Consider the following 18,221-nt stretch of genomic DNA (forward strand, 5'->3'; position numbering starts at 1 on the left):
GCGTTTGGAGAAAGTGTCTTAAGTAGGGTATCGAGAGCCTGAAAGGACACATCATGGCTGACCTACGTACGAATATCGCTTCTGTTGATCCAGTTTGGGACCAAATCACAGAAGAAGCGCGGCAAGCGGTCTCAGATGAGCCGTTGATTGGCGGATTTGTGCATGCCTGTATCTTGCACCACAAATCGGTTGAAAAGGCGCTGTCCTATCGTATTGCTGCCAAGCTGGCTTCAAACGAGATGTCGATGGTCGTTGTGCGCGAGATTGTCGAAGAGGCGTACCAGAAGTCTCCGGAGTTGGTAGAGGCGTCACGCGCGGATCTTGTCGCGGTCTACGAGCGTGATCCCGCGTGCCATCGTCTGTTGCAGCCCATTTTGTACTTCAAAGGATATCAGGCGATGCAGGCCTATAGGGTGGGCCATTTTCTGTGGGAACAAGGCCACGCGGATCTTGCCTATTTTTTCCAGATGCGGGTATCGGAAATCTTCGGTGTCGATATCCATCCGGCCGCCCGGATAGGCAAAGGCATCATGATTGATCACGCCCATTCCATCGTCATTGGTGAAACGGCCGTGGTTGGTGACAATGTGTCTATGCTCCATTCCGTCACGCTGGGCGGGACAGGCAAGGAAGAAGAAGATCGCCACCCAAAGATTGGGGACGGTGTCCTGATTGGCGCGGGAGCGAAGGTTCTAGGCAACATTCGCATCGGAAACTGCAGCCGTATTGCCGCGGGATCGGTCGTTCTTGAAGAGGTGCCGCCATGCAAGACGGTTGCCGGCATTCCGGCCAAGATTGTAGGGGAGGCGGGGTGCGACCAACCGGCAGTGTCCATGAACCATATGCTGGGCAAGAACCAATAGCATTTGATCAGTTGCTACAAATCTGATGGTCAGGTTTACGATCCGCCAAGTGGTGCGTGAAGTGGATCGCCTTGTTGCCTCGAGCCGCCTCTGATGTCGGTGCTGAAGGTGAGATCAACGAAACAATTGGGCTGCTGCCGATGCTCGCTCGTCCTGCAATCATTTCGCCAAAAAAATCGTATCGAACAATTCGACTGGCGACGTCGTCCGGATACTCATTAACGGGGACTCGTTAGTCTCTGTTTTCGTTGTAAACGAATTTGGGCAGTCCAGAGCCGTCCAACGTTTTGTAGACAGATTCTAGTTGTTTGAGTTTATGGCACTGTGTCGAAGACGTGCCAACGACATCTCATCCGAAATGAATAGCCCCCCTTGCCGCGAAGCAAGGGGGGCTTTTTTGATTCTACGTGTGTTTATGCGAGCATAGTCAGCGGATTTTCAAGATTTTCGACAATTGCTTGCAGCAGTTGGGCGCCGAGCGCGCCGTCGATGACCCGGTGATCGACCGACAGTGTTACCGACATCACAGTCGCAACTTCCAGCGCGCCTTCCTTGCCTACGACCGGCTTTTTCACGCCAGCACCGACCGCAAGGATTGCCCCATGTGGCGGGTTGATTACGGCGTCAAAATTGTCGATGCCGAACATGCCAAGGTTCGAGATGGCAAAGCTGCCACCCTGATATTCGTGCGGAGCAAGTTTCCTATCGCGGGCGCGACCTGCCAAATCCTTCATCTCAGCGGACAAGGTCGAAAGCGATTTTTGATGTGCGTCCTGAAGCACAGGTGTGAACAGACCGCCTTCAATAGCGACCGCCACTGCAACATCGGAAGGAGTCAGCTTTAGAACTTTGTCGCCGGCCCAGACTGCATTGGCTTCGGGCACCTGTTGCAGTGCGAGCGCACAGGCCTTGATGATAAAGTCATTGACCGACAATTTCACACCGCGGTCGGCAAGTTGGCCGTTCAGCGTGCCACGAAACTCCAGAAGCGCATCCAGCTTGATATCGCGCCGGAGATAGAAATGCGGGACGGTTTGCTTGGCTTCCGTCAGGCGCGCGGCGATTGTTTTACGCATCCCGTCAAGCTTTACCACTTCGTAGTCGCGGCCTTCGTACATCTTGGCGACGGCGTCGCTGGACGGGCCAGACGGCGTTGCCGCGGCAGTGGCTGGTGCGGATGCAGCAGGTGCCTCGGACTTGGCGGGAGTTGCCTCCGCGTTTTCGACGTCCGCTTTTACGATGCGTCCGTGCGGTCCTGATCCCTTGATACCGCTGAGGTCGAGACCTTTTTGAGCAGCGATCCGGCGGGCGAGGGGGGATGCAAATACGCGTTTGCCATCGCTTCCTTTCGAAGCGGCCGGTGCGGGAGTAGCTGGCGCCGCTGCTTCCGAGGGCGCTGCCTCAGGCTCGGGAGCCGCTGGTGCAGGGGCGGCGGGAGCAGAACCGCTGCCAATGTCATCCGCGCTTTCACCCTCTTCGAGAAGTACTGCGATCGGTGTATTGACCTTCACCCCCTCGGAACCTTCAGGCACCAGTATCTTGCCCACTGTCCCTTCGTCCACGGCTTCGAATTCCATGGTCGCTTTGTCGGTCTCGATCTCGGCCAGAAGGTCACCGGACGATACCGTATCCCCTTCCTTTACAAGCCATTTCGCAAGCGTGCCTTCCTCCATCGTCGGAGACAGCGCGGGCATGAGAATTTCTGTCGGCATGTCTGCGGCTCCTTAGCGGTAGGTGACTTGTTTGACGGCTGCGATCACCTCGTCGGTGGTGATCAGCGCGTGTTTTTCAAGATTTGCGGCATAGGGCATTGGAACGTCCTTGCCTGTGCAATTGATGACGGGCGCGTCCAGATAATCGAACGCCTCTTGCATGATAACCGAGCTGATGTAGCTGCCGACGGACCCTTGCGGCCAGCCTTCTTCCACAGTCACGCAGCGATTGGTCTTCATCACCGAATTGATGATGGCACCTGTGTCCATAGGCCGGATTGTGCGCAGGTCCAGCACTTCGGCGCTGATGCCGTCCTCGGCCAGCTTGTCGGCAGCCTCAAGCGCATATTGCATGCCGATGCCGAAGGACACGATGGTCACGTCAGACCCCTCACGCCAGATGCGCGCCTTGCCGAACGGAACCGTAAAATCATCCATGTCCGGCACTTCAAAGCTGCGACCGTAGAGGATCTCATTCTCAAGGAAACACACTGGGTTGTTGTCGCGGATGGCAGTCTTCATCAGACCTTTCGCGTCCGCGGCAGAGTAGGGCATGACAACCTTCAAGCCGGGCACCTGCATGTACCATGCGGCATAGTCCTGCGAATGCTGGGCACCCACGCGGGCCGCAGCACCGTTGGGGCCACGGAACACCATGGGCGCACCCATCTGACCACCGGACATGTACAACGTCTTGGCGGCAGAGTTCAGGATCTGGTCAATCGCCTGCATGGCGAAGTTCCACGTCATGAACTCGACAATGGGACGCAATCCGCCAAAGGCGGCACCCACACCAATCCCCGCAAAACCATGCTCTGTAATGGGCGTGTCGATGACACGCTTGGAGCCGAACTCGTCCAGCAGGCCCTGCGATACCTTGTAGGCACCCTGATACTCGGCCACTTCCTCGCCCATCAGGAAAACGGTGTCGTCGCGGCGCATCTCTTCGGCCATGGCATCGCGCAACGCTTCGCGCACGGTCTGCTCTTTCATGGTCGTGCCCTCGGGATAGTCGGGGCTCAAATCGACAGACGGGGTCGGGGGCGCATCCGGGGTGGAGGCGGTTGCGGGCGACGCAGCCTTGCCTTCCTCGCCGCTCAAAGCTGCGGGGGCAGGGGCGCTGGACGCTTCGATATCGTCAGCGCTTTCACCTTCTTCGATCAACACGGCGATGGGGGTGTTCACTTTCACGCCCTCGGTGCCTTCGTCGATCAGGATCTTGCCGATGATCCCCTCATCGACGGCCTCGAATTCCATCGTGGCCTTGTCAGTCTCGATCTCGGCCATGATGTCACCGGACGATACCGTATCGCCTTCCTTCACCAGCCACTTCGCCAACGTGCCTTCTTCCATCGTGGGGGACAGGGCGGGCATGAGAATTTCAGTTGCCATTGGTCAATCTCCCCTTACGCGTTCTGCGGCGCCGTTTCGGCGGCATAGATATCGGTCCAAAGCTCTTCAAGCGCGGGCTCGGGGCTTTCCTTCGCAAACTCGGCAGAGGCGTTCACGATTTCCTTGATCTCTTTGTCGATGGCCTTCAGGTCCTCTTCGGTGGCGTGCTTGCCAGTGAGCAGCATGGAGCGGACGGCCTCGATCGGATCACGCTCATCACGCATCTTCTGCACTTCCTCGCGGGTGCGATACTTGGCCGGGTCGGACATGGAATGCCCGCGATAGCGATATGTCTTGATTTCAAGGATATACGGACCCTTGCCAGCCCGGCAGTGGGCCACAGCCTTGGCGCCGGCCGCCTTCACAGCCAAAACATCCATACCGTCCACTTCCTCACCAGGGATGCCATAAGCCGCCCCACGCTCCCAATAGCTGGGCGATTTGGTCGACCGCTGGGTCGAGGTGCCCATGGCATACTGGTTGTTTTCAATGACAAAAATACAGGGCAGCATCCACAGCTCGGCCATGTTGTAGGCCTCATAGACCTGGCCCTGGTTCGCCGCGCCGTCGCCAAAATAGGTAAAGGTCACGCGGTCATTGCCCTTGTACATGTCGGAAAAGGCGAGACCCGCCCCAAGCGGCACCTGAGCCGCCACAATCCCATGACCGCCGTAGAAATGCTTCTCTTTCGAGAACATGTGCATCGACCCGCCCTTGCCTTTGGAATAGCCGCCCTCGCGGCCCGTGAGCTCGGCCATCACGCCGTTGGGATCCATGCCACAGGCCAGCATGTGGCCGTGATCGCGGTAGGATGTGATGCGCTTGTCGCCTTCCTCGGCGGCCGCTTCCAAACCCACAACAACCGCTTCCTGCCCGATATAGAGGTGGCAGAACCCACCAATCAGACCCATGCCGTACAACTGGCCCGCCTTCTCTTCGAAGCGGCGGATCAAAAGCATGTCGCGATAGTAGCCCTGAAGCTCCTCCGCGGACACATTCGGTTTCTTTGCGGCTTTGCGTGCGGCCATAGGGCGACCTCCCTCAAAAGGAATAGTTTAGCGTTAAACTATTCCCTACAGGATTCGGTTCCCATACGCGAGTGTCAATGTGCCGCAACGGCAACTTGCGCGCGATCACCATGTTTTATTGGGGGTTAGCGAATGACGATCTCGTCGCTGCGCAACATGCCCAAGACACTGCGGGCCTGTTCGTCCAGCAGATCAAGGTCCAGATAATCGTCCGACAGGCGCTTGGTCAGGTTCTCCATCTGCGTCACGTCCGCCTGCACGTCCGTCAACTGGCGCGCCAGATCACGGGCCTCCGCATCGATCTCTGCCCGGCGAAACAGGCCGAAATCCCCTTGCACGGCGGCAAAGGTGAAATAGATCGCCAAAGCGAACGCAACTGAGAAGAAAACGAAAGTGCCCAAAGCGGGACGCGCGGTACGGGTCATGTCAAACTGCCTCTGCTCCGCCTCTGTCGTGCGGTTTCACACAGTATGACACAGGTGATTCTTCCTGTGAATCCCCTTTGTTTCAATGACCTAGTGTTTTCCCATAATCTGTGCGGCGATCCGCGTGGTCATTGAGCGCGGCGAGACGCGCGGCAAAAAGGCAAAGAACTTGTTCATCGCGCCGGGCACCACGATGCGCTTGCCGATCCGCGCCTCCAGCCAACCGGCTTCGGCAACATCCTTGGCTTTCATCGGCTTCGACAACTTCAGCAGACGCACACCGTCCATATCGGCATCTTCAAAGAAGTTGGTGGCCGTGGCCCCGGGGCACAGTGCCGTGATCGTGACGGTCGATCCTCGCAATTCCTCTGCCACCGCTTCGGACAGCGACAGGACATAGGCTTTGGTGGCGTGATACGTCGCCATATGTGGACCGGGGGTAAAGCTCGCCACCGACGCCACGTTCAGAATACGGCCCTTGGGCAGCGCCTGCATGTGCGGGATCGCCAGCTTCATCAACCGCGTCAGCGCCAGCATGTTGACGTTGATCGACGCCAGTTCCCGTTCCCAGCTTTGACCGGCCTCGAACGGGCCGTTGTAGCCAAGCCCCGCATTGTTCACGAGCACATCAACCTCGCGCCCGTCCGTGGCGTCGGACCACAGCCGGTCCACCTCATCCATGTTCGACAGATCCGCCGGGATCACGACCGCTTCGACACCGTGGCTGCGCACCTCATCGGCCACCTTTTCCAGCTTGTCCTTGGACCGCGCCGCAAGGATCACATTGCGGCTTTCCTTGGCTGCGATGCGCGCAAATTCCACGCCAAGGCCCTCGGAAGCGCCAGTGATGAGTGTCCAAGCCATGTCGTGATCCCTGTTTGGTGCTGGTCAATACGCTGTCATATGGGGGCGCACCTGTCTGTCGCCAACGGTTTGGCGCGATCAGCGAGTGAGGGCCGCAACCCCCGGCAATTCCTTGCCCTCCATCCACTCCAGAAATGCACCGCCCGCGGTGGAAATATAGGTGAAGTCATCCGCCACACCCGCTTGGTTCAGAGCGGCCACTGTGTCACCGCCACCAGCCACAGTGACCAGTTTGCCCGCGCGTGTCAGCGCCGCCGCCGCCTTGGCCGCGGTCACGGTTGCCGTGTCAAAGGGCGCAATCTCGAACGCGCCCAGCGGTCCGTTCCAGATCAAGGTTTCCAAACCGTCAAAGCTGCGTGCGATGGTCTCTGCCGCGTCGTCGCCCGCGTCCAGCACCATCTGGTCCGCGGCCAGCTTCGTGTCTTGCCCAAGGGCAATAATGTCGTGGTCCGCACCGGCCTTAAACTCGGTCGCAACCCGCCCATCCGTGGGCAGGATCACGGTGCAGCCCGCAGCATCGGCGGCTGCCATTATGTCCCGCGCCGTGTCATGCAGGTCGGCCTCTTGCAACGACGCGCCAAGGTCTGCGCCTTGAGCTGCGATGAACGTGTTGGCCATGCCGCCCCCGATCACCAGTACGTCGATCTTCTTCACAAGGTTCTGCAGCAGGTCCAATTTGGTCGACACTTTCGCGCCCCCCACAACCGCGCCCACGGGACGCTTGGGGTTGGACAGGGCCGCCTCCAGCGCCTCCAGTTCCGCCTGCATCAAACGGCCCGCGCAATTGGGCAGCAGATGCGCCACCCCGGTGGTCGAGGCATGCGCCCGGTGCGCGGCCGAGAATGCGTCGTTGCAGAACACATCTCCAAGGCTCGCGAGGAACTGCGCCATCTGCGGATCATTCGCTTCTTCCATGGGGGTAAAGCGCGTGTTCTCGACCAGGATCACCGCGTCGCTGGGTTGCGCATCGATGAAGTCGCGGCTGGGACGTTCGACAAAGGTGACCGGACAGCCAAAGGCGTCCTCAAGGGCAGGGATCAGCGGCTGCAGCGACATCTCGGGGTTCGGCTTGCCCTTGGGCCGTCCAAAGTGGGCCAGCAACACCGGGCTGCCGCCCTTGGCGCGGATGTCCTTGATCGTCGGTACGATCCGCTCGATCCGCGTGGCGTCGGTGACCTGACCGTTCTCCATGGGGACATTGATGTCCACGCGTGTCAGCACGCGTTTGCCTGCAAGGTCCATGTCGTCCAGCGAATTCCAGCCCATGTCGCGCACTCCTTATGTCTTGTGTATGCGCCCTTGCATCGCGGCAAATGCCGCTGCGGTCAACCACGTGTCTTGTCCCCGGCAGCCCTGCGGCTTAGGTAGGTGCCCAAACCATATGGAAAGAGCACTCATGGCCGATATCAAAGACCCCGAAAACACGATCCTGATGGAGCTGAAGGGCGGCACTGTCACCATCGAATTGCTGCCCGACGTGGCGCCGAAGCATGTCGAGCGTATGAAGGAACTTGCGCGTGCGGGCGAGTACGACAACGTGGCCTTTCACCGGGTGATCGACGGGTTCATGGCGCAGACCGGTGACGTGCAGCACGGCGATATGGAAGACGGGTTCAACATCCGCATGGCCGGCACCGGCGGGTCTGACAAGCCGGACGTGCCGGCCGAGTTCTCCAAGATCCCGCACGCCCGCGGCTCGCTTGGTGCGGCCCGGTCTGCCAACCCTGACAGTGCGAACTCGCAGTTCTTCATCAACTTCAAGGACAATGACTTCCTGAATGGTCAGTACACCGTTTACGGTCAGGTCACCGCCGGGATGGAGCACGTGGACGCCATCACCCGCGGCGAGCCACCAGCGGAGCCGGACCGGATGATCAGCGTGAAGGTTGCCGCCGATGTGGCGTAACCTTTTGGCCGCAGCATTGATTGTCCCCGCCGGGACAGCCTTTGCTACCGGCATCGAGATCGAAGTGACGGGCGAGGCCAACGGCACCATCGCCATCGACCTGCTGGAAGAGACGGCCCCACAACACGTGGACCGCATCACAGCGTTGGCCGAGGCGGGCGAGTACAATGGTGTGGCCTTTCACCGTGTGATCGACGGTTTCATGGCGCAGACGGGCGACGTGGAGTTTGGCGACACCACGGCAGAGTACGACGCCCGCTCGGCAGGGCGGGGTGGATCGGATCAGCCTGACCTCCCAGCGGAGTTTTCGGACATTCCGTTTGAGCGTGGTGTGGTCGGCATGGCCCGGTCGCAAAGCCCCAACAGTGCCAACAGCCAATTCTTTATCATGTTCGCGCCGGGGCCGTTCCTGAACGGTCAATACACCGTTGTCGGGCGGGTCACAGATGGTTTGGACACACTTGATCAGATCAAGCGCGGGAACCCGCGGTCGGGCGCGATCACCGGTGCGCCGGATGTGATGCAGACGGTCACCGTGACCGAGTGAAAATCTGTCCCCGCGGGGACAAAATTAAAGGGTGTGCAACAAGCGCGCCCTTTTTGCGTTTCAAGACAGAAGGTTGCGCGAAGCTCTTCACCTTTCTGGAAGGTTAACGCTGGTTAATTTTCCGTTACACTGCGCGTCAACCACCCGAGCCCCGCACTGATCAGAGACAACATCGTCGCAATCCAGGCGAGACCGACGAAGGCGGTGGTCATGGCGGCTGCGTGACCTTCCGTATCGCTTTCGATCCCGAAGCTCGCAGAGCCACCAGCCCCGACATACAACGCCCCAACGACGCCACCCACGGCTGCCACCGAGATCAGAGACGCCATGCGTGTCACGGCGTTGTTGATGCCTGAGGCAATGCCGGACTGCGCCTCGTCCACGGCGCCCATCACGGCGGTTGAGAGCGGGGCCACGACGGCGGACATGCCCAGACCCACGAGACACATGGCGGGCAGGATGTGGCGCCAGAAATCCTGATACGGGGCGAGTAATGCCATCGCGGCGTAGCCCGACGCCACGATGAGCGATCCGACGGTGAGAAGGGGGGCCGGGCCGATGCGGTCCGCCAATGCTCCGGCCCGACCAGACAGCAGGGAGATGAACACGGACATCGGTGCGAAGGCGGCGGAGGCCGCGATTTCGCTGAGACCCCAGCCCGCGATGAAGGTCATGGGCATGAAGAAAAACATCATCGACAGCCCGGAATAGAGCGTGAAGGTGAGCGCATTGGCAGCTGAGAAGGGCCGGGAAGAAAACAACGACAGCGGCATCATGGGGTGGTCGCTGCGCGTCTGCGTCCAGAAGAAGACAAGCAGCAGGGCACCGCCGCCCACGAGCCACAGCGTTGCCTGCCCATCGTGATCAAGGGATGTGAGACCCCATGCAATGGCGAGCAACGCAAGCGTGGCGGTCACAGCGCCGGGGACATCAACGCGGGCATCCTTCTTGACCGGATCATCGCCCAAGTGTCGGACCAGAAGGTAGAGCGCCACGCAACCCAATGGCAGGTTGATGGCAAAGATCCAGCGCCACATCTCGGGGCCGCCGATGGTCAGGGTCAGCCCGCCAATGATGGGCCCGGCGGCGGTGGTGACTGCCGTGGCCGAGGCCCAGATGCCGATGGCACGCCCCCGGCTTTCCCGAGGGTAGGCACGGGCAATCAATGCGAGCGAGCCGGGCACCATGATGGCGGCGCCCACGCCCTGCACGGCCCGTGCGGTAATCATGAAAAGCGGCGTTGGTGCCAACGCGCAGAACATCGACGCCGTGACAAACAGCGCAATGCCAGCGCCAAAAATACGGCCAAGGCCAAACCGATCGCCCATCGCGCCGCCCAGCAGGATGAGGGCGGAGAGCGTGAGCATATAGGCGTTGTGAATCCATTGCGCTTGCACCAGACCCGCGCCAAGGCTGTCGCGCATGGCGGGCAGGGCGATGGCCACAACGGTGCTGTCGATGATGCCGAGGGCAGAGGCGAGCACTGCGGCGACAAGAAGGTATGGTCTGCTGTGTTCGGCGCAGAAGCCTGCATGAAAAACGGGCGCCGCAGTGGTCTGGGGCGCCCGTGTTTCTGTCATGTTTACGTGACCTTAGCCGTTTTGCTGCGGCGGCTGGCCCGGTTGCGGTTGATGGCCCTTGGGCTTGTTGCCACCTGCGTTCAGGGGATCATCCTGACGCTGCACGGACCCTTCGAAATGGGCACCGGATTCAATGGCAATGGTCTTGTGGATGATGTCGCCTTCGACACGCGCGGTCGAGGTCAGGCGCACCTTGAGGCCGCGCACGCGGCCCACGATGCGACCATTGATCACGACGTCGTCGGCCACAACTTCGCCCTTGATCGTGGCGCTTTCACCGATTGTCAGCAGGTGGGCGCGAATGTCGCCTTCGACCGTGCCTTCAACCTGAATGTCGCCGGTTGTCTTCATGTTGCCGGTGATGTGCAGGTCCGCAGACAGAATCGAGGCGGGCGGCTTGGCTTTGGGCGCGCTGGCCTTGAATTCGCTTTGCTTGGGTGCTGCGGGGGCAGGGGCGGCCGGTGCCGCAGGTTTGGCCGCATCCGTGCTGGGGCCAGGTTCGTTGATTTTGCTCTTAGAAAACATCGTTGGCTGCCTTGATATAGATCATCGGGTTGACGGCTTTTCCGCCGACGCGGACTTCGTAGTGCAAGTGCACACCAGTCACCCGTCCGGACGCTCCCATATCACCTATCCGATCCCCGCGCGAGACCTTTTGGCCAACTTTTACGCGCAAACGTGACAGGTGCGCGTACCGTGTTTCGATGCCGAACTCATGTTGAATTTTGACAAGTCGGCCATAGCCCGATTGCCAGCCTGCATGGGTCACAACCCCATCCGCCGTGGCATAAAGCGGTGTGCCGAGCGAGGCCGCGAAATCGACGCCCTTGTGCATCCGGCGACCGCCCGTTTTGGGGTCGCGGCGGAAGCCAAACGAAGATGTGAAGCGGAACGCGGATTTCACCGGTGTCGCGAACGGCGCCTTTTGCGCGGCGATGCGGTAGAGGTTCAGCGTGTCCATCTGATTGAGAAGACGGTTTGCGCGGCGCGTGTCCGGTGTGGGTTCTTCGCCCCGCGTGGAAAAGGACAGGGGCGTAAGCGGGCCGCCCTGGCCCGAGTAGCCGCGGCGCACCTGTTCGATGATCCGGTCGGTGGGCATGCCCGCGGCGCGGAACATCTTGTCCAGCGGTTCGACCGAGACGGTCATCGCCTCTTCGAGTTGGCGGAAGATCTGGTCGTTCTGTTCCCGCATCAATGCGATTTCGCCGGCCATGGCGTCGGCGGCGAGCAGCGCGTCCTGCGCGTCCAGTTCGATCTGGTCCCGTTCGGCGGCGGTTTTGGCGAGGGCGGCGGCCACGAAATCTATGGGTGCGCCACCAGAATTTGCGGCCAGGGCCGTGCCCGCCCCACCGGTTTCGACCTGTTCCTGAAGGCTGGCAAGCTGCTTTCGGGCTGCTTCGCGGTCTTTCATCGTGCCGCGCAGGGTGGCCTGGATCACCTCGATCCCGGTCTCAAGTTCGCGGCGGCGCGTCTCGGACGCCAGCAGTTCGGACTGCATGACCGAAATCTGTTCGAGGGCGGCGTTGAAGCGCTGTTGGGCGGCGATTGCCTCTTCGGCGCGGGTGTCCCTTTGCCCTGCCAGATCGTTGAGACGGGCCTGATAGGTGTCTTGATCGCGCTTGGCCTGTTCGCGGAAATTTCCAGATCCGATGCTGTCCATCAGCAGGATGGCGGTGGCGACGATGGCCCATGCCACGACAAAGGAGCTGCCCGCAAACGCAATCAGTTGGGTGCCCGGACGCAGCCGGATGAAACGGGTGTCGTTGTCCGATTTCAGAAACACGCGCCGTTCGGGAAAATAGTGCTCCAGAAGGCCGTGCCATTTAATGCCGAGGCGTGTTCGCAAAACGCTCGTCCCTTGTCCCATCCCAATGTCGACGCTCATATCCCCCAACACGGCGCCTTGGGACCTGTGCATAAAGTCGCGGGGCTTTGGCGGCAAGCCTTCGGTGAACATCTGTTCAAAAACGGTGCTGAAAAGCGTCAAATTGGCGGAAAACCGCGCATATTCTCCATACGGATCAGTCTGCTACGGCGAGGGGCCAGTAGAAATCCGGGGGCAGGCCCGCCTCGGCCCGTTTCTCTTCGTTGAAGGGGGGTTTGAGGGGGCTGTGGAAGTAGCGTTGCACCAGTGCGTGGAACGCCTCCTTGGGGTCGAGGTTGTCGCGACCGCACATGAAATGGAGCCACTTGGAGCCATAGGCCACGTGGGCCACTTCCTCGGCATAGATCGTCTCGAGTGCTGCGACGGCGCTGTCCGCGCCCGCTTTGCGAAACACGTCGATCATGCCTGGCGTGACGTCGAGCCCGCGCGCTTCGAGCACCATGGGCACCACGGCCAGACGTCCCATGAAATCGTCAGCAGTGTCTTCGGCGGCACGCCACATGCCTGCGTGGGCCGGGAGCGCGCCGTAATGGCTGCCCAACTCTTCAAGGCAGTCGCACATCAGGTTGAAATGCTTGGATTCTTCGTCGGCGGCTTTCACCCAGTCATCGTAGAAGCCCATGGGCATGGGCACGTGGGTGAAGCGGGCGATGATGTCCCAGTGCAGGTCGACGGCGTTCAACTCGATATGCGCGACGGCATGGAGCAGCGCGATGCGGCCCTGCGGGCTGCCGGGGCGGCGGCGTGGTACGTCGCGGGGGCTGAGAAGCTCTGGCTTTGCGGGCCGCGCCGGGTGCAGGGGCGGGGTGGCGGTGCCGATCTCGGGCGCCGCACCACCCTCGCGGGCGGCGCGCCATTCGGCGGCCAGTTTGCGCGACAGGGCCGTCTTTTCCCGACCATCGCCGGTGCGCAGAACCGCGTCCGCCATCTGCGCCAGTGGCATCATGATCAGAGCGCTTTCACGGCGGCCAGCACAGCCTCGGCATGGCCGGGCACCTTCACCTTGGGCCACGCCATCGCGACGTTGCCATGCGCGTCAATCAGGTAGGTGGTGCGTTCGATGCCCATGTACTTCTTGCCGTACATGTTCTTTTCCTTCCACACCCCGTAATCCTCGCAGACCGAGCCGTTTTCGTCCGATAAAAGACCAACGGACAGCTCGCGTTTCTTGGCGAATTTGGCGTGGCTGGCGACGCTGTCTTTCGAGATGCCGAAAATCTTTGCGCCCGCTGCCTCGAATTCTGAAAGATTTTCCGAGAAGGCGATGGATTCCTTGGTACATCCCGGCGTGTCATCGCGTGGGTAGAAATAAATCACGACAGGCCCACCTTGCAGAGCCGACAGGGTAACGTCATTGCCATCGGCATCTGGCAAGGTGAAATCAGGAGCGGGTGAGGCGATATCCAGCATTATTCGACCTTTTCGTCAGACTTGGGAAAGTTGTGACTGGCATGATAGGGCTGAGCGGACAAGAATAAAGATGTGAGCAGTGCAGACCCCATAACGGACCCGCCGCGTCGGCGGAAGAAAAGCCTGTGGCGTCGCCTTGGGCTGAACAGCCTGTTCTTCAGCCTGTTCTTCAGCCTGTTCCTTGCCGTTGTCGTGGGCGCTGCAATCTATGTTTTGATCGGTCGCCCGGTGGCGGCACCCGAGTGGTTGCGTGACCGGATCGAGCTGCGCGCAGGTGAAGCGTTGGGGGCGGCATCTCTGCGCTTTGACGCGCTTGATCTGATGGTCGAGGACAACACCAAGCCACGCGTGCGCATGACCAATGTGCAACTCCTGAACGATGCCGGGGCCGAGATTGTCGGCTTTTCCGAAATGCGGATCGGCCTGTCCGTTGCTGATCTGGCAAGGGGCCAGTTTCGACCGACCGAGATTGGTGTGACCGGGGTTTTTGCCAAGTTGCGGCGCGAAATCGATGGTTCGGTCCTGCTGTCGGGTGGTCTGGACCTGACTGCGCCCACGCAACAGGCCGCAACATTCGCCCAATTGATCGAGGGGCTTGATGATCTGATCACCGTGCCCGGCCTGTCGGCGTTGACGGGTGCGGACATACAAGCGCTGACCCTGCGGATCGAGGATGTGCGATCGGCGCGCGCGTGGACGATTGATGGCGGGCGTCTGCGCCTGAACCGCGACGGGGACGCGTTGCGCATCACGTCGGACCTTGCGCTGCTGAGCGGTGGACAGGGTGTTGCCACGCTTGAGGCCAATTACGAGAGCCGGGTGGGCGAGTCAGCCGCCACGTTTGGCGTGCTGGTCAATGACGTGGATTCGAGCGACATCGCCACGCTCGCACCGGCCTTTGCCTGGCTGGATGTGTTGCGCGCGCCCATTTCGGGCGCGGTACGTGGTGTTTTCGGTGTCGATGGCACGCTGGCCCCCGTAAATGTCGCCCTGAACATTGGTGCGGGCGTGATCCAGCCTACGGACGCAACCCGGCCCGTGCCGTTTGCCTCTGCGCGCAGCTATTTCAGCTATGATCCCAATGACACGGTGCTGATCTTTGACGAATTGTCGGTCGAAAGCGCCTGGATCACAGCGCAGATCGATGGGCAGGCGGTGCTGGGTCTGGACGATCAGGGCGGGCTGGCCGATCTGGTGGGCCAGTTCAGCGCCTCGTCGCTGAGCGCCAACCCGGATGGCCTGTATCCCGAGCCTGTGGTGATGGAGGCGGCCCAGCTGGATTTCCGCCTGACACTTGATCCGTTCCGCCTGGATGTGGGGCAGGCGCTGTTTCAGGATCAGGGGCAGGATTTGATTGCCCGTGGTGCATTGCTGGCAGCGTCCGAGGGCTGGCGTTACGAGGTTGACGCGCAGATGGCTGGCATGCTGCCCGAACGGTTGCTTGAGCTGTGGCCCGACCGTTTTGCGCCCAAGGCGCGGACATGGGTGCTGACCAACCTGCTGGACGGCTACATGCGTGATCTGGATTTTGCCTTGCGTGATGGTCCGACCACCCAGCCGGTGATTTATGCGGGTTTCGCCTATGAAGGGGCCAAAGTCCGCTATCTCAAGACGATGCCACCGGTCGAGGAGGCGCGGGGCAGTGCCAGCCTGCTCGACAACCGCTTTGTGGTGTCCGTGGATCAGGGCAGTGTGCCGGCCCCTCTTGGTGGTCGCATCAATGTGGGCGGATCATCCTTCATCATTCCCGATATCAGTGCGCGCGATGGTGTGCCTGCGGTCGTCCGTCTGCAGACCGATGGCACCGTGACTGCGGGCTTGTCCTTGCTGGATTTGCCGCCCCTGAATGTGATGGAGCGTGCCGGTCTGTCGCCCAGTCTGGCCGACGGGCGCATTCAGGCGGCGGGCACGCTGGCCTTTCCCATGAAGAAGGGCACCACACCGTCGGATGTGGTGTATGACGCGACGGGCACGGCCCGCGATGTGCTGAGCACCACCCTGATCGAAGGCCGTCAACTGGCGGCAGACACCTTGCGTGTTGTCGCCTCGCAGACCGGGGTTGCGGTGTCGGGTGCGGGCACGCTCGATGGGGTTCCGTTTGATGTGACATGGGCCCAGCCCTTGGGTCGTGGTGGTCCGCAGCCCAGTTCCGTCACCGGTACGATCGAGCTGTCGGAACGGACCATTGATGCGTTTGACCTTGGCCTGCCGGATGGGTTGGTGTCGGGGCGCGGGACCGGTGACATCAGAATAGAATTGCCGGTGGGGGATGGTGCCCCGTCCTTTGCGCTGTCCACGAATTTACAGGGCGTGCGTTTGTCATCGCCACCCCTTGGCTGGTCGAAGCCTGCGGGATCGACTGCGGCCCTGTCGTTGAATGGCGTGCTGGGCGATGCGCCGCGTGTGGACAATCTGGTTCTGGACGCACCCGGCCTGAAGGCCCAAGGGGCCATCACCACCAATCCGAATGGTGGTCTCGGTCGCGCGACCTTTAGTTCGGTGCGGGTGGGCAATTGGATGAATGGCCCCGTTGATCTTGTGGGTCGTGGCCGTGGAGCGGCCCCCGCCGTTCTGGTGCGCGGCGGCACGCTGGACCTGCGAGAGGCGGATTTCGGTGGCTCCGGTTCCGGCACGGGGGGACAGCAGGGGGGCGGACCGCTGACCCTGAAGCTGGACCGTTTGCAGATCACGGACACCATCGCGCTGGACGGCTTGTCCGGTGAGTTCAACATGGCGCGGGGCCTTGATGGTGCGTTCACCGCGCGTGTGAACGGCGGCACGCCCATCCGCGGGCAGGTGTTGCCGCAGAACGGGCGCAGCGCGATCCGCGTCACCTCGGCCGATGCGGGCGGTGTTGCGGCGTCAGCCGGGATTTTGAAACAGGCGCGGGGAGGGTCCTTGTCCTTGACCCTGTTGCCCGTGGGTGCGGCGAGCTTTGACGGCACGCTGAACGTTGAAGAGACGCGCGTGCAGGATGCGCCAGCCATTGCGGCCCTGCTCAATGCGTTGAGCGTTGTGGGCCTGTTGGAGCAGATGGGCGGCAGCGGCATCCACTTTCAGGAGGTCGAGGCGTCGTTTCGCCTGACCCCGTCGACCATGACCCTGACCCAGGCCAGTGCCACGGGGCCATCGATGGGCCTGTCGATGGACGGTGTCTATGATGTGGCGGGGGGGCGGCTGGACATGCAGGGCGTGATCTCGCCCCTGTTTCTGATCAACGGGATCGGCAGCATTTTCACCCGGCGGGGCGAGGGGCTGATCGGCTTCAACTACCGCTTGCGCGGGCCTGTCGCCAATCCGCGTGTGCAGGTCAATCCGCTGTCGGCTTTGACCCCCGGCATGTTCCGCGAGATTTTCCGCGCGCCTGCGCCCGATGTGCCGCAGGTCGATGGCGAGGGTCCGGCCCCTGCTGTGCCCGAAGCCTTTGCCCCCGAGGACACCGGGCCCAGCGATGCCGAACAAAGACGGCTGGAACGTCAACGACGTATTGATGAGCGGTGAGTGCGCGGTTAGGGGACGCGCATGAAACTGGATGATTTCGATTTTGAGTTGCCCGAGGCGCTGATTGCGACCCGGCCTGCCGTGCCCCGGTCGTCGGCCCGGTTGCTGGTGGCTGATGGCGACAAGATCCATGACCAGCACGTGACCGACCTGGTGTCGTGGCTGCGCCCGGGTGACCTCTTGGTGCTGAACGACACGTGGGTGATCCCCGCGCGTCTGTTTGGCAGCCGTGCACGGCAAAGTGCGCAGGGCCTGACCGAGGCGCGGATCGAGGTGACATTGCTGGAGCCGCGCGCCGATGGCACGTGGTCGGCGCTGGTGAAGCCGTTGAAGAAGGTGAAGCCGGGCGAAGTCGTGCGTTTTTCCGATGACCTGTCTGCGACGCTTGAAGGCAGCGCGGATGGCCAGGGGCATTTGCGGTTCAACTTGGCGGGTGACGATTTTGATGCTGCACTGGCCGACGCCGGGGCCATGCCCCTGCCGCCCTACATCGCAGCCAAACGGCCAGCGGATGCGCAGGACAAGACGGATTACCAGACGATCTGGGCCACGAACAAAGGGGCAGTGGCCGCACCCACGGCGTCCCTGCACTTTGACGCGGCGTTGATGGACGCATTGGCCGCGCATGGGGTCGAGATCACCTATGTCACCCTGCATGTGGGGGCGGGCACGTTCCTGCCGGTGAAGGTGGACGACGTCACGCAGCACAAGATGCACGCGGAGTGGGGGCAGGTGTCAGAGCAGGCTGCCGCAGATATCGCGGCGGCCAAGGCGCGGGGCAGTCGGGTTATTCCGGTGGGGACAACGGCGCTGCGTCTGATCGAAACCATGGCGCGGGATGGTGGTATTTCGCCGTGGGAGGGCGACACGGATATCTTCATTTACCCCGGTTTCACCTTTGGCGTGGCAGATGGGCTGATGACGAATTTCCACCTGCCCAAATCCACGCTGATGATGCTGGTGTCAGCGCTGATGGGGCAGGACCGCATTCGCGCCATCTATAACCATGCGGTGCGCTCGGAATACCGCTTTTTCTCGTACGGGGATGCGTCGCTTTTGTTGCCGCAAACGTGACACCGGAAACCGACATGGCCAAGTCGCTCATATC

At 61.3% G+C, this 18,221-nt stretch carries 16 protein-coding genes; 5 read left to right on the top strand and 11 right to left on the bottom strand.

Translation table 11 applies throughout. From position 1 onward, the window contains the following. The first annotated feature begins 53 nt into the window (after positions 1-53). Positions 54-863 carry a serine O-acetyltransferase gene (gene cysE / locus Q1A32_RS20465; protein WP_299657493.1) on the top strand — a complete coding sequence of 270 codons (810 nt, stop codon included), beginning with the start codon at positions 54-56 and terminating at the stop codon, positions 861-863. A gap of 413 nt (positions 864-1,276) precedes the next feature. Here cysE and Q1A32_RS20470 read toward each other — a convergent pair whose 3' ends face one another. The 6 genes from Q1A32_RS20470 to pgk form a co-directional block, all read right to left on the bottom strand. Then, positions 1,277-2,575: a pyruvate dehydrogenase complex dihydrolipoamide acetyltransferase gene (locus Q1A32_RS20470; RefSeq protein ID WP_299657495.1), complete on the bottom strand. Its 1,299-nt coding sequence runs from the start codon at positions 2,573-2,575 to the stop codon at positions 1,277-1,279. Positions 2,576-2,587: 12 nt separating this feature from the next. Further along, on the bottom strand, positions 2,588-3,967 hold the full coding sequence (locus tag Q1A32_RS20475; RefSeq protein ID WP_299657497.1) for a pyruvate dehydrogenase complex E1 component subunit beta: 1,380 nt from the start codon (positions 3,965-3,967) through the stop codon (positions 2,588-2,590). Positions 3,968-3,981: 14 nt separating this feature from the next. Next, positions 3,982-4,995 carry a pyruvate dehydrogenase (acetyl-transferring) E1 component subunit alpha gene (pdhA, locus tag Q1A32_RS20480; protein ID WP_299614242.1) on the bottom strand — a complete coding sequence of 338 codons (1,014 nt, stop codon included), beginning with the start codon at positions 4,993-4,995 and terminating at the stop codon, positions 3,982-3,984. Between the two features lie 125 nt (positions 4,996-5,120). Continuing rightward, positions 5,121-5,420 (bottom strand): septum formation initiator family protein, encoded by a 300-nt coding sequence (locus tag Q1A32_RS20485; protein ID WP_299657499.1) that lies wholly within the window; start codon positions 5,418-5,420, stop codon positions 5,121-5,123. A gap of 90 nt (positions 5,421-5,510) precedes the next feature. After that, the gene (locus tag Q1A32_RS20490) at positions 5,511-6,284 is read right to left on the bottom strand and encodes an SDR family oxidoreductase (RefSeq protein WP_299657501.1); all 774 of its coding nucleotides are present in this window, start codon (positions 6,282-6,284) and stop codon (positions 5,511-5,513) included. A gap of 78 nt (positions 6,285-6,362) precedes the next feature. Beyond that, positions 6,363-7,550, bottom strand: coding sequence for a phosphoglycerate kinase (gene pgk, locus Q1A32_RS20495; RefSeq protein ID WP_299657503.1), 1,188 nt, complete (start codon positions 7,548-7,550; stop codon positions 6,363-6,365). A 130-nt stretch (positions 7,551-7,680) separates the two neighbouring features. Between pgk and Q1A32_RS20500 the strand changes: the two genes are divergently transcribed. Together Q1A32_RS20500 and Q1A32_RS20505 are read left to right on the top strand one after the other, a co-directional pair. Continuing rightward, positions 7,681-8,190 (top strand): peptidylprolyl isomerase, encoded by a 510-nt coding sequence (locus Q1A32_RS20500; protein WP_299614246.1) that lies wholly within the window; start codon positions 7,681-7,683, stop codon positions 8,188-8,190. Continuing rightward, positions 8,180-8,737 carry a peptidylprolyl isomerase gene (locus tag Q1A32_RS20505; RefSeq protein ID WP_299657505.1) on the top strand — a complete coding sequence of 186 codons (558 nt, stop codon included), beginning with the start codon at positions 8,180-8,182 and terminating at the stop codon, positions 8,735-8,737. The genes Q1A32_RS20500 and Q1A32_RS20505 overlap by 11 nt, the downstream gene beginning before the upstream one ends. Positions 8,738-8,850: 113 nt before the next feature. Here Q1A32_RS20505 and Q1A32_RS20510 read toward each other — a convergent pair whose 3' ends face one another. From Q1A32_RS20510 to bcp, 5 genes are all read right to left on the bottom strand, one after another. Then, on the bottom strand, positions 8,851-10,317 hold the full coding sequence (locus tag Q1A32_RS20510; RefSeq protein ID WP_299657507.1) for an MFS transporter: 1,467 nt from the start codon (positions 10,315-10,317) through the stop codon (positions 8,851-8,853). 12 nt (positions 10,318-10,329) lie between these two features. Continuing rightward, the gene (locus Q1A32_RS20515; protein WP_299614250.1) at positions 10,330-10,842 is read right to left on the bottom strand and encodes a polymer-forming cytoskeletal protein; all 513 of its coding nucleotides are present in this window, start codon (positions 10,840-10,842) and stop codon (positions 10,330-10,332) included. Then, positions 10,832-12,163 (bottom strand): M23 family metallopeptidase, encoded by a 1,332-nt coding sequence (locus tag Q1A32_RS20520; RefSeq protein ID WP_299614560.1) that lies wholly within the window; start codon positions 12,161-12,163, stop codon positions 10,832-10,834. The genes Q1A32_RS20515 and Q1A32_RS20520 overlap by 11 nt, the downstream gene beginning before the upstream one ends. 175 nt (positions 12,164-12,338) lie before the next feature. Next, positions 12,339-13,148: a ferritin-like domain-containing protein gene (locus Q1A32_RS20525; RefSeq protein WP_299657509.1), complete on the bottom strand. Its 810-nt coding sequence runs from the start codon at positions 13,146-13,148 to the stop codon at positions 12,339-12,341. Positions 13,149-13,150: 2 nt separating this feature from the next. Next, positions 13,151-13,612 (bottom strand): thioredoxin-dependent thiol peroxidase, encoded by a 462-nt coding sequence (bcp, locus tag Q1A32_RS20530; RefSeq protein WP_299657511.1) that lies wholly within the window; start codon positions 13,610-13,612, stop codon positions 13,151-13,153. 72 nt (positions 13,613-13,684) lie between these two features. Here bcp and Q1A32_RS20535 point away from each other — a divergent pair, with 72 nt between their 5' ends. Then, positions 13,685-17,113 carry a DUF3971 domain-containing protein gene (locus Q1A32_RS20535; protein ID WP_299657513.1) on the top strand — a complete coding sequence of 1,143 codons (3,429 nt, stop codon included), beginning with the start codon at positions 13,685-13,687 and terminating at the stop codon, positions 17,111-17,113. 21 nt (positions 17,114-17,134) lie between these two features. After that, positions 17,135-18,187: a tRNA preQ1(34) S-adenosylmethionine ribosyltransferase-isomerase QueA gene (queA, locus tag Q1A32_RS20540; RefSeq protein ID WP_299657515.1), complete on the top strand. Its 1,053-nt coding sequence runs from the start codon at positions 17,135-17,137 to the stop codon at positions 18,185-18,187. Positions 18,188-18,221 lie beyond the last annotated feature (34 nt).

This window comes from uncultured Tateyamaria sp. (genome assembly GCF_947503415.1).
In the GTDB taxonomy this organism is placed as follows: domain Bacteria; phylum Pseudomonadota; class Alphaproteobacteria; order Rhodobacterales; family Rhodobacteraceae; genus Tateyamaria.

Coding starts and splice junctions, on each gene's coding strand:
- cysE (WP_299657493.1), top strand. CDS start 54: ATGGCTGACCTACGTACGAATATCGCTTCTGTTGATCCAGTTTGGGAC.
- pdhA (WP_299614242.1), bottom strand. CDS start 4,995: ATGGCCGCACGCAAAGCCGCAAAGAAACCGAATGTGTCCGCGGAGGAG.
- queA (WP_299657515.1), top strand. CDS start 17,135: ATGAAACTGGATGATTTCGATTTTGAGTTGCCCGAGGCGCTGATTGCG.
- Q1A32_RS20500 (WP_299614246.1), top strand. CDS start 7,681: ATGGCCGATATCAAAGACCCCGAAAACACGATCCTGATGGAGCTGAAG.
- Q1A32_RS20470 (WP_299657495.1), bottom strand. CDS start 2,575: ATGCCGACAGAAATTCTCATGCCCGCGCTGTCTCCGACGATGGAGGAA.
- Q1A32_RS20505 (WP_299657505.1), top strand. CDS start 8,180: ATGTGGCGTAACCTTTTGGCCGCAGCATTGATTGTCCCCGCCGGGACA.
- bcp (WP_299657511.1), bottom strand. CDS start 13,612: ATGCTGGATATCGCCTCACCCGCTCCTGATTTCACCTTGCCAGATGCC.
- pgk (WP_299657503.1), bottom strand. CDS start 7,550: ATGGGCTGGAATTCGCTGGACGACATGGACCTTGCAGGCAAACGCGTG.
- Q1A32_RS20510 (WP_299657507.1), bottom strand. CDS start 10,317: ATGACAGAAACACGGGCGCCCCAGACCACTGCGGCGCCCGTTTTTCAT.
- Q1A32_RS20490 (WP_299657501.1), bottom strand. CDS start 6,284: ATGGCTTGGACACTCATCACTGGCGCTTCCGAGGGCCTTGGCGTGGAA.
- Q1A32_RS20475 (WP_299657497.1), bottom strand. CDS start 3,967: ATGGCAACTGAAATTCTCATGCCCGCCCTGTCCCCCACGATGGAAGAA.
- Q1A32_RS20525 (WP_299657509.1), bottom strand. CDS start 13,148: ATGATGCCACTGGCGCAGATGGCGGACGCGGTTCTGCGCACCGGCGAT.
- Q1A32_RS20515 (WP_299614250.1), bottom strand. CDS start 10,842: ATGTTTTCTAAGAGCAAAATCAACGAACCTGGCCCCAGCACGGATGCG.
- Q1A32_RS20485 (WP_299657499.1), bottom strand. CDS start 5,420: ATGACCCGTACCGCGCGTCCCGCTTTGGGCACTTTCGTTTTCTTCTCA.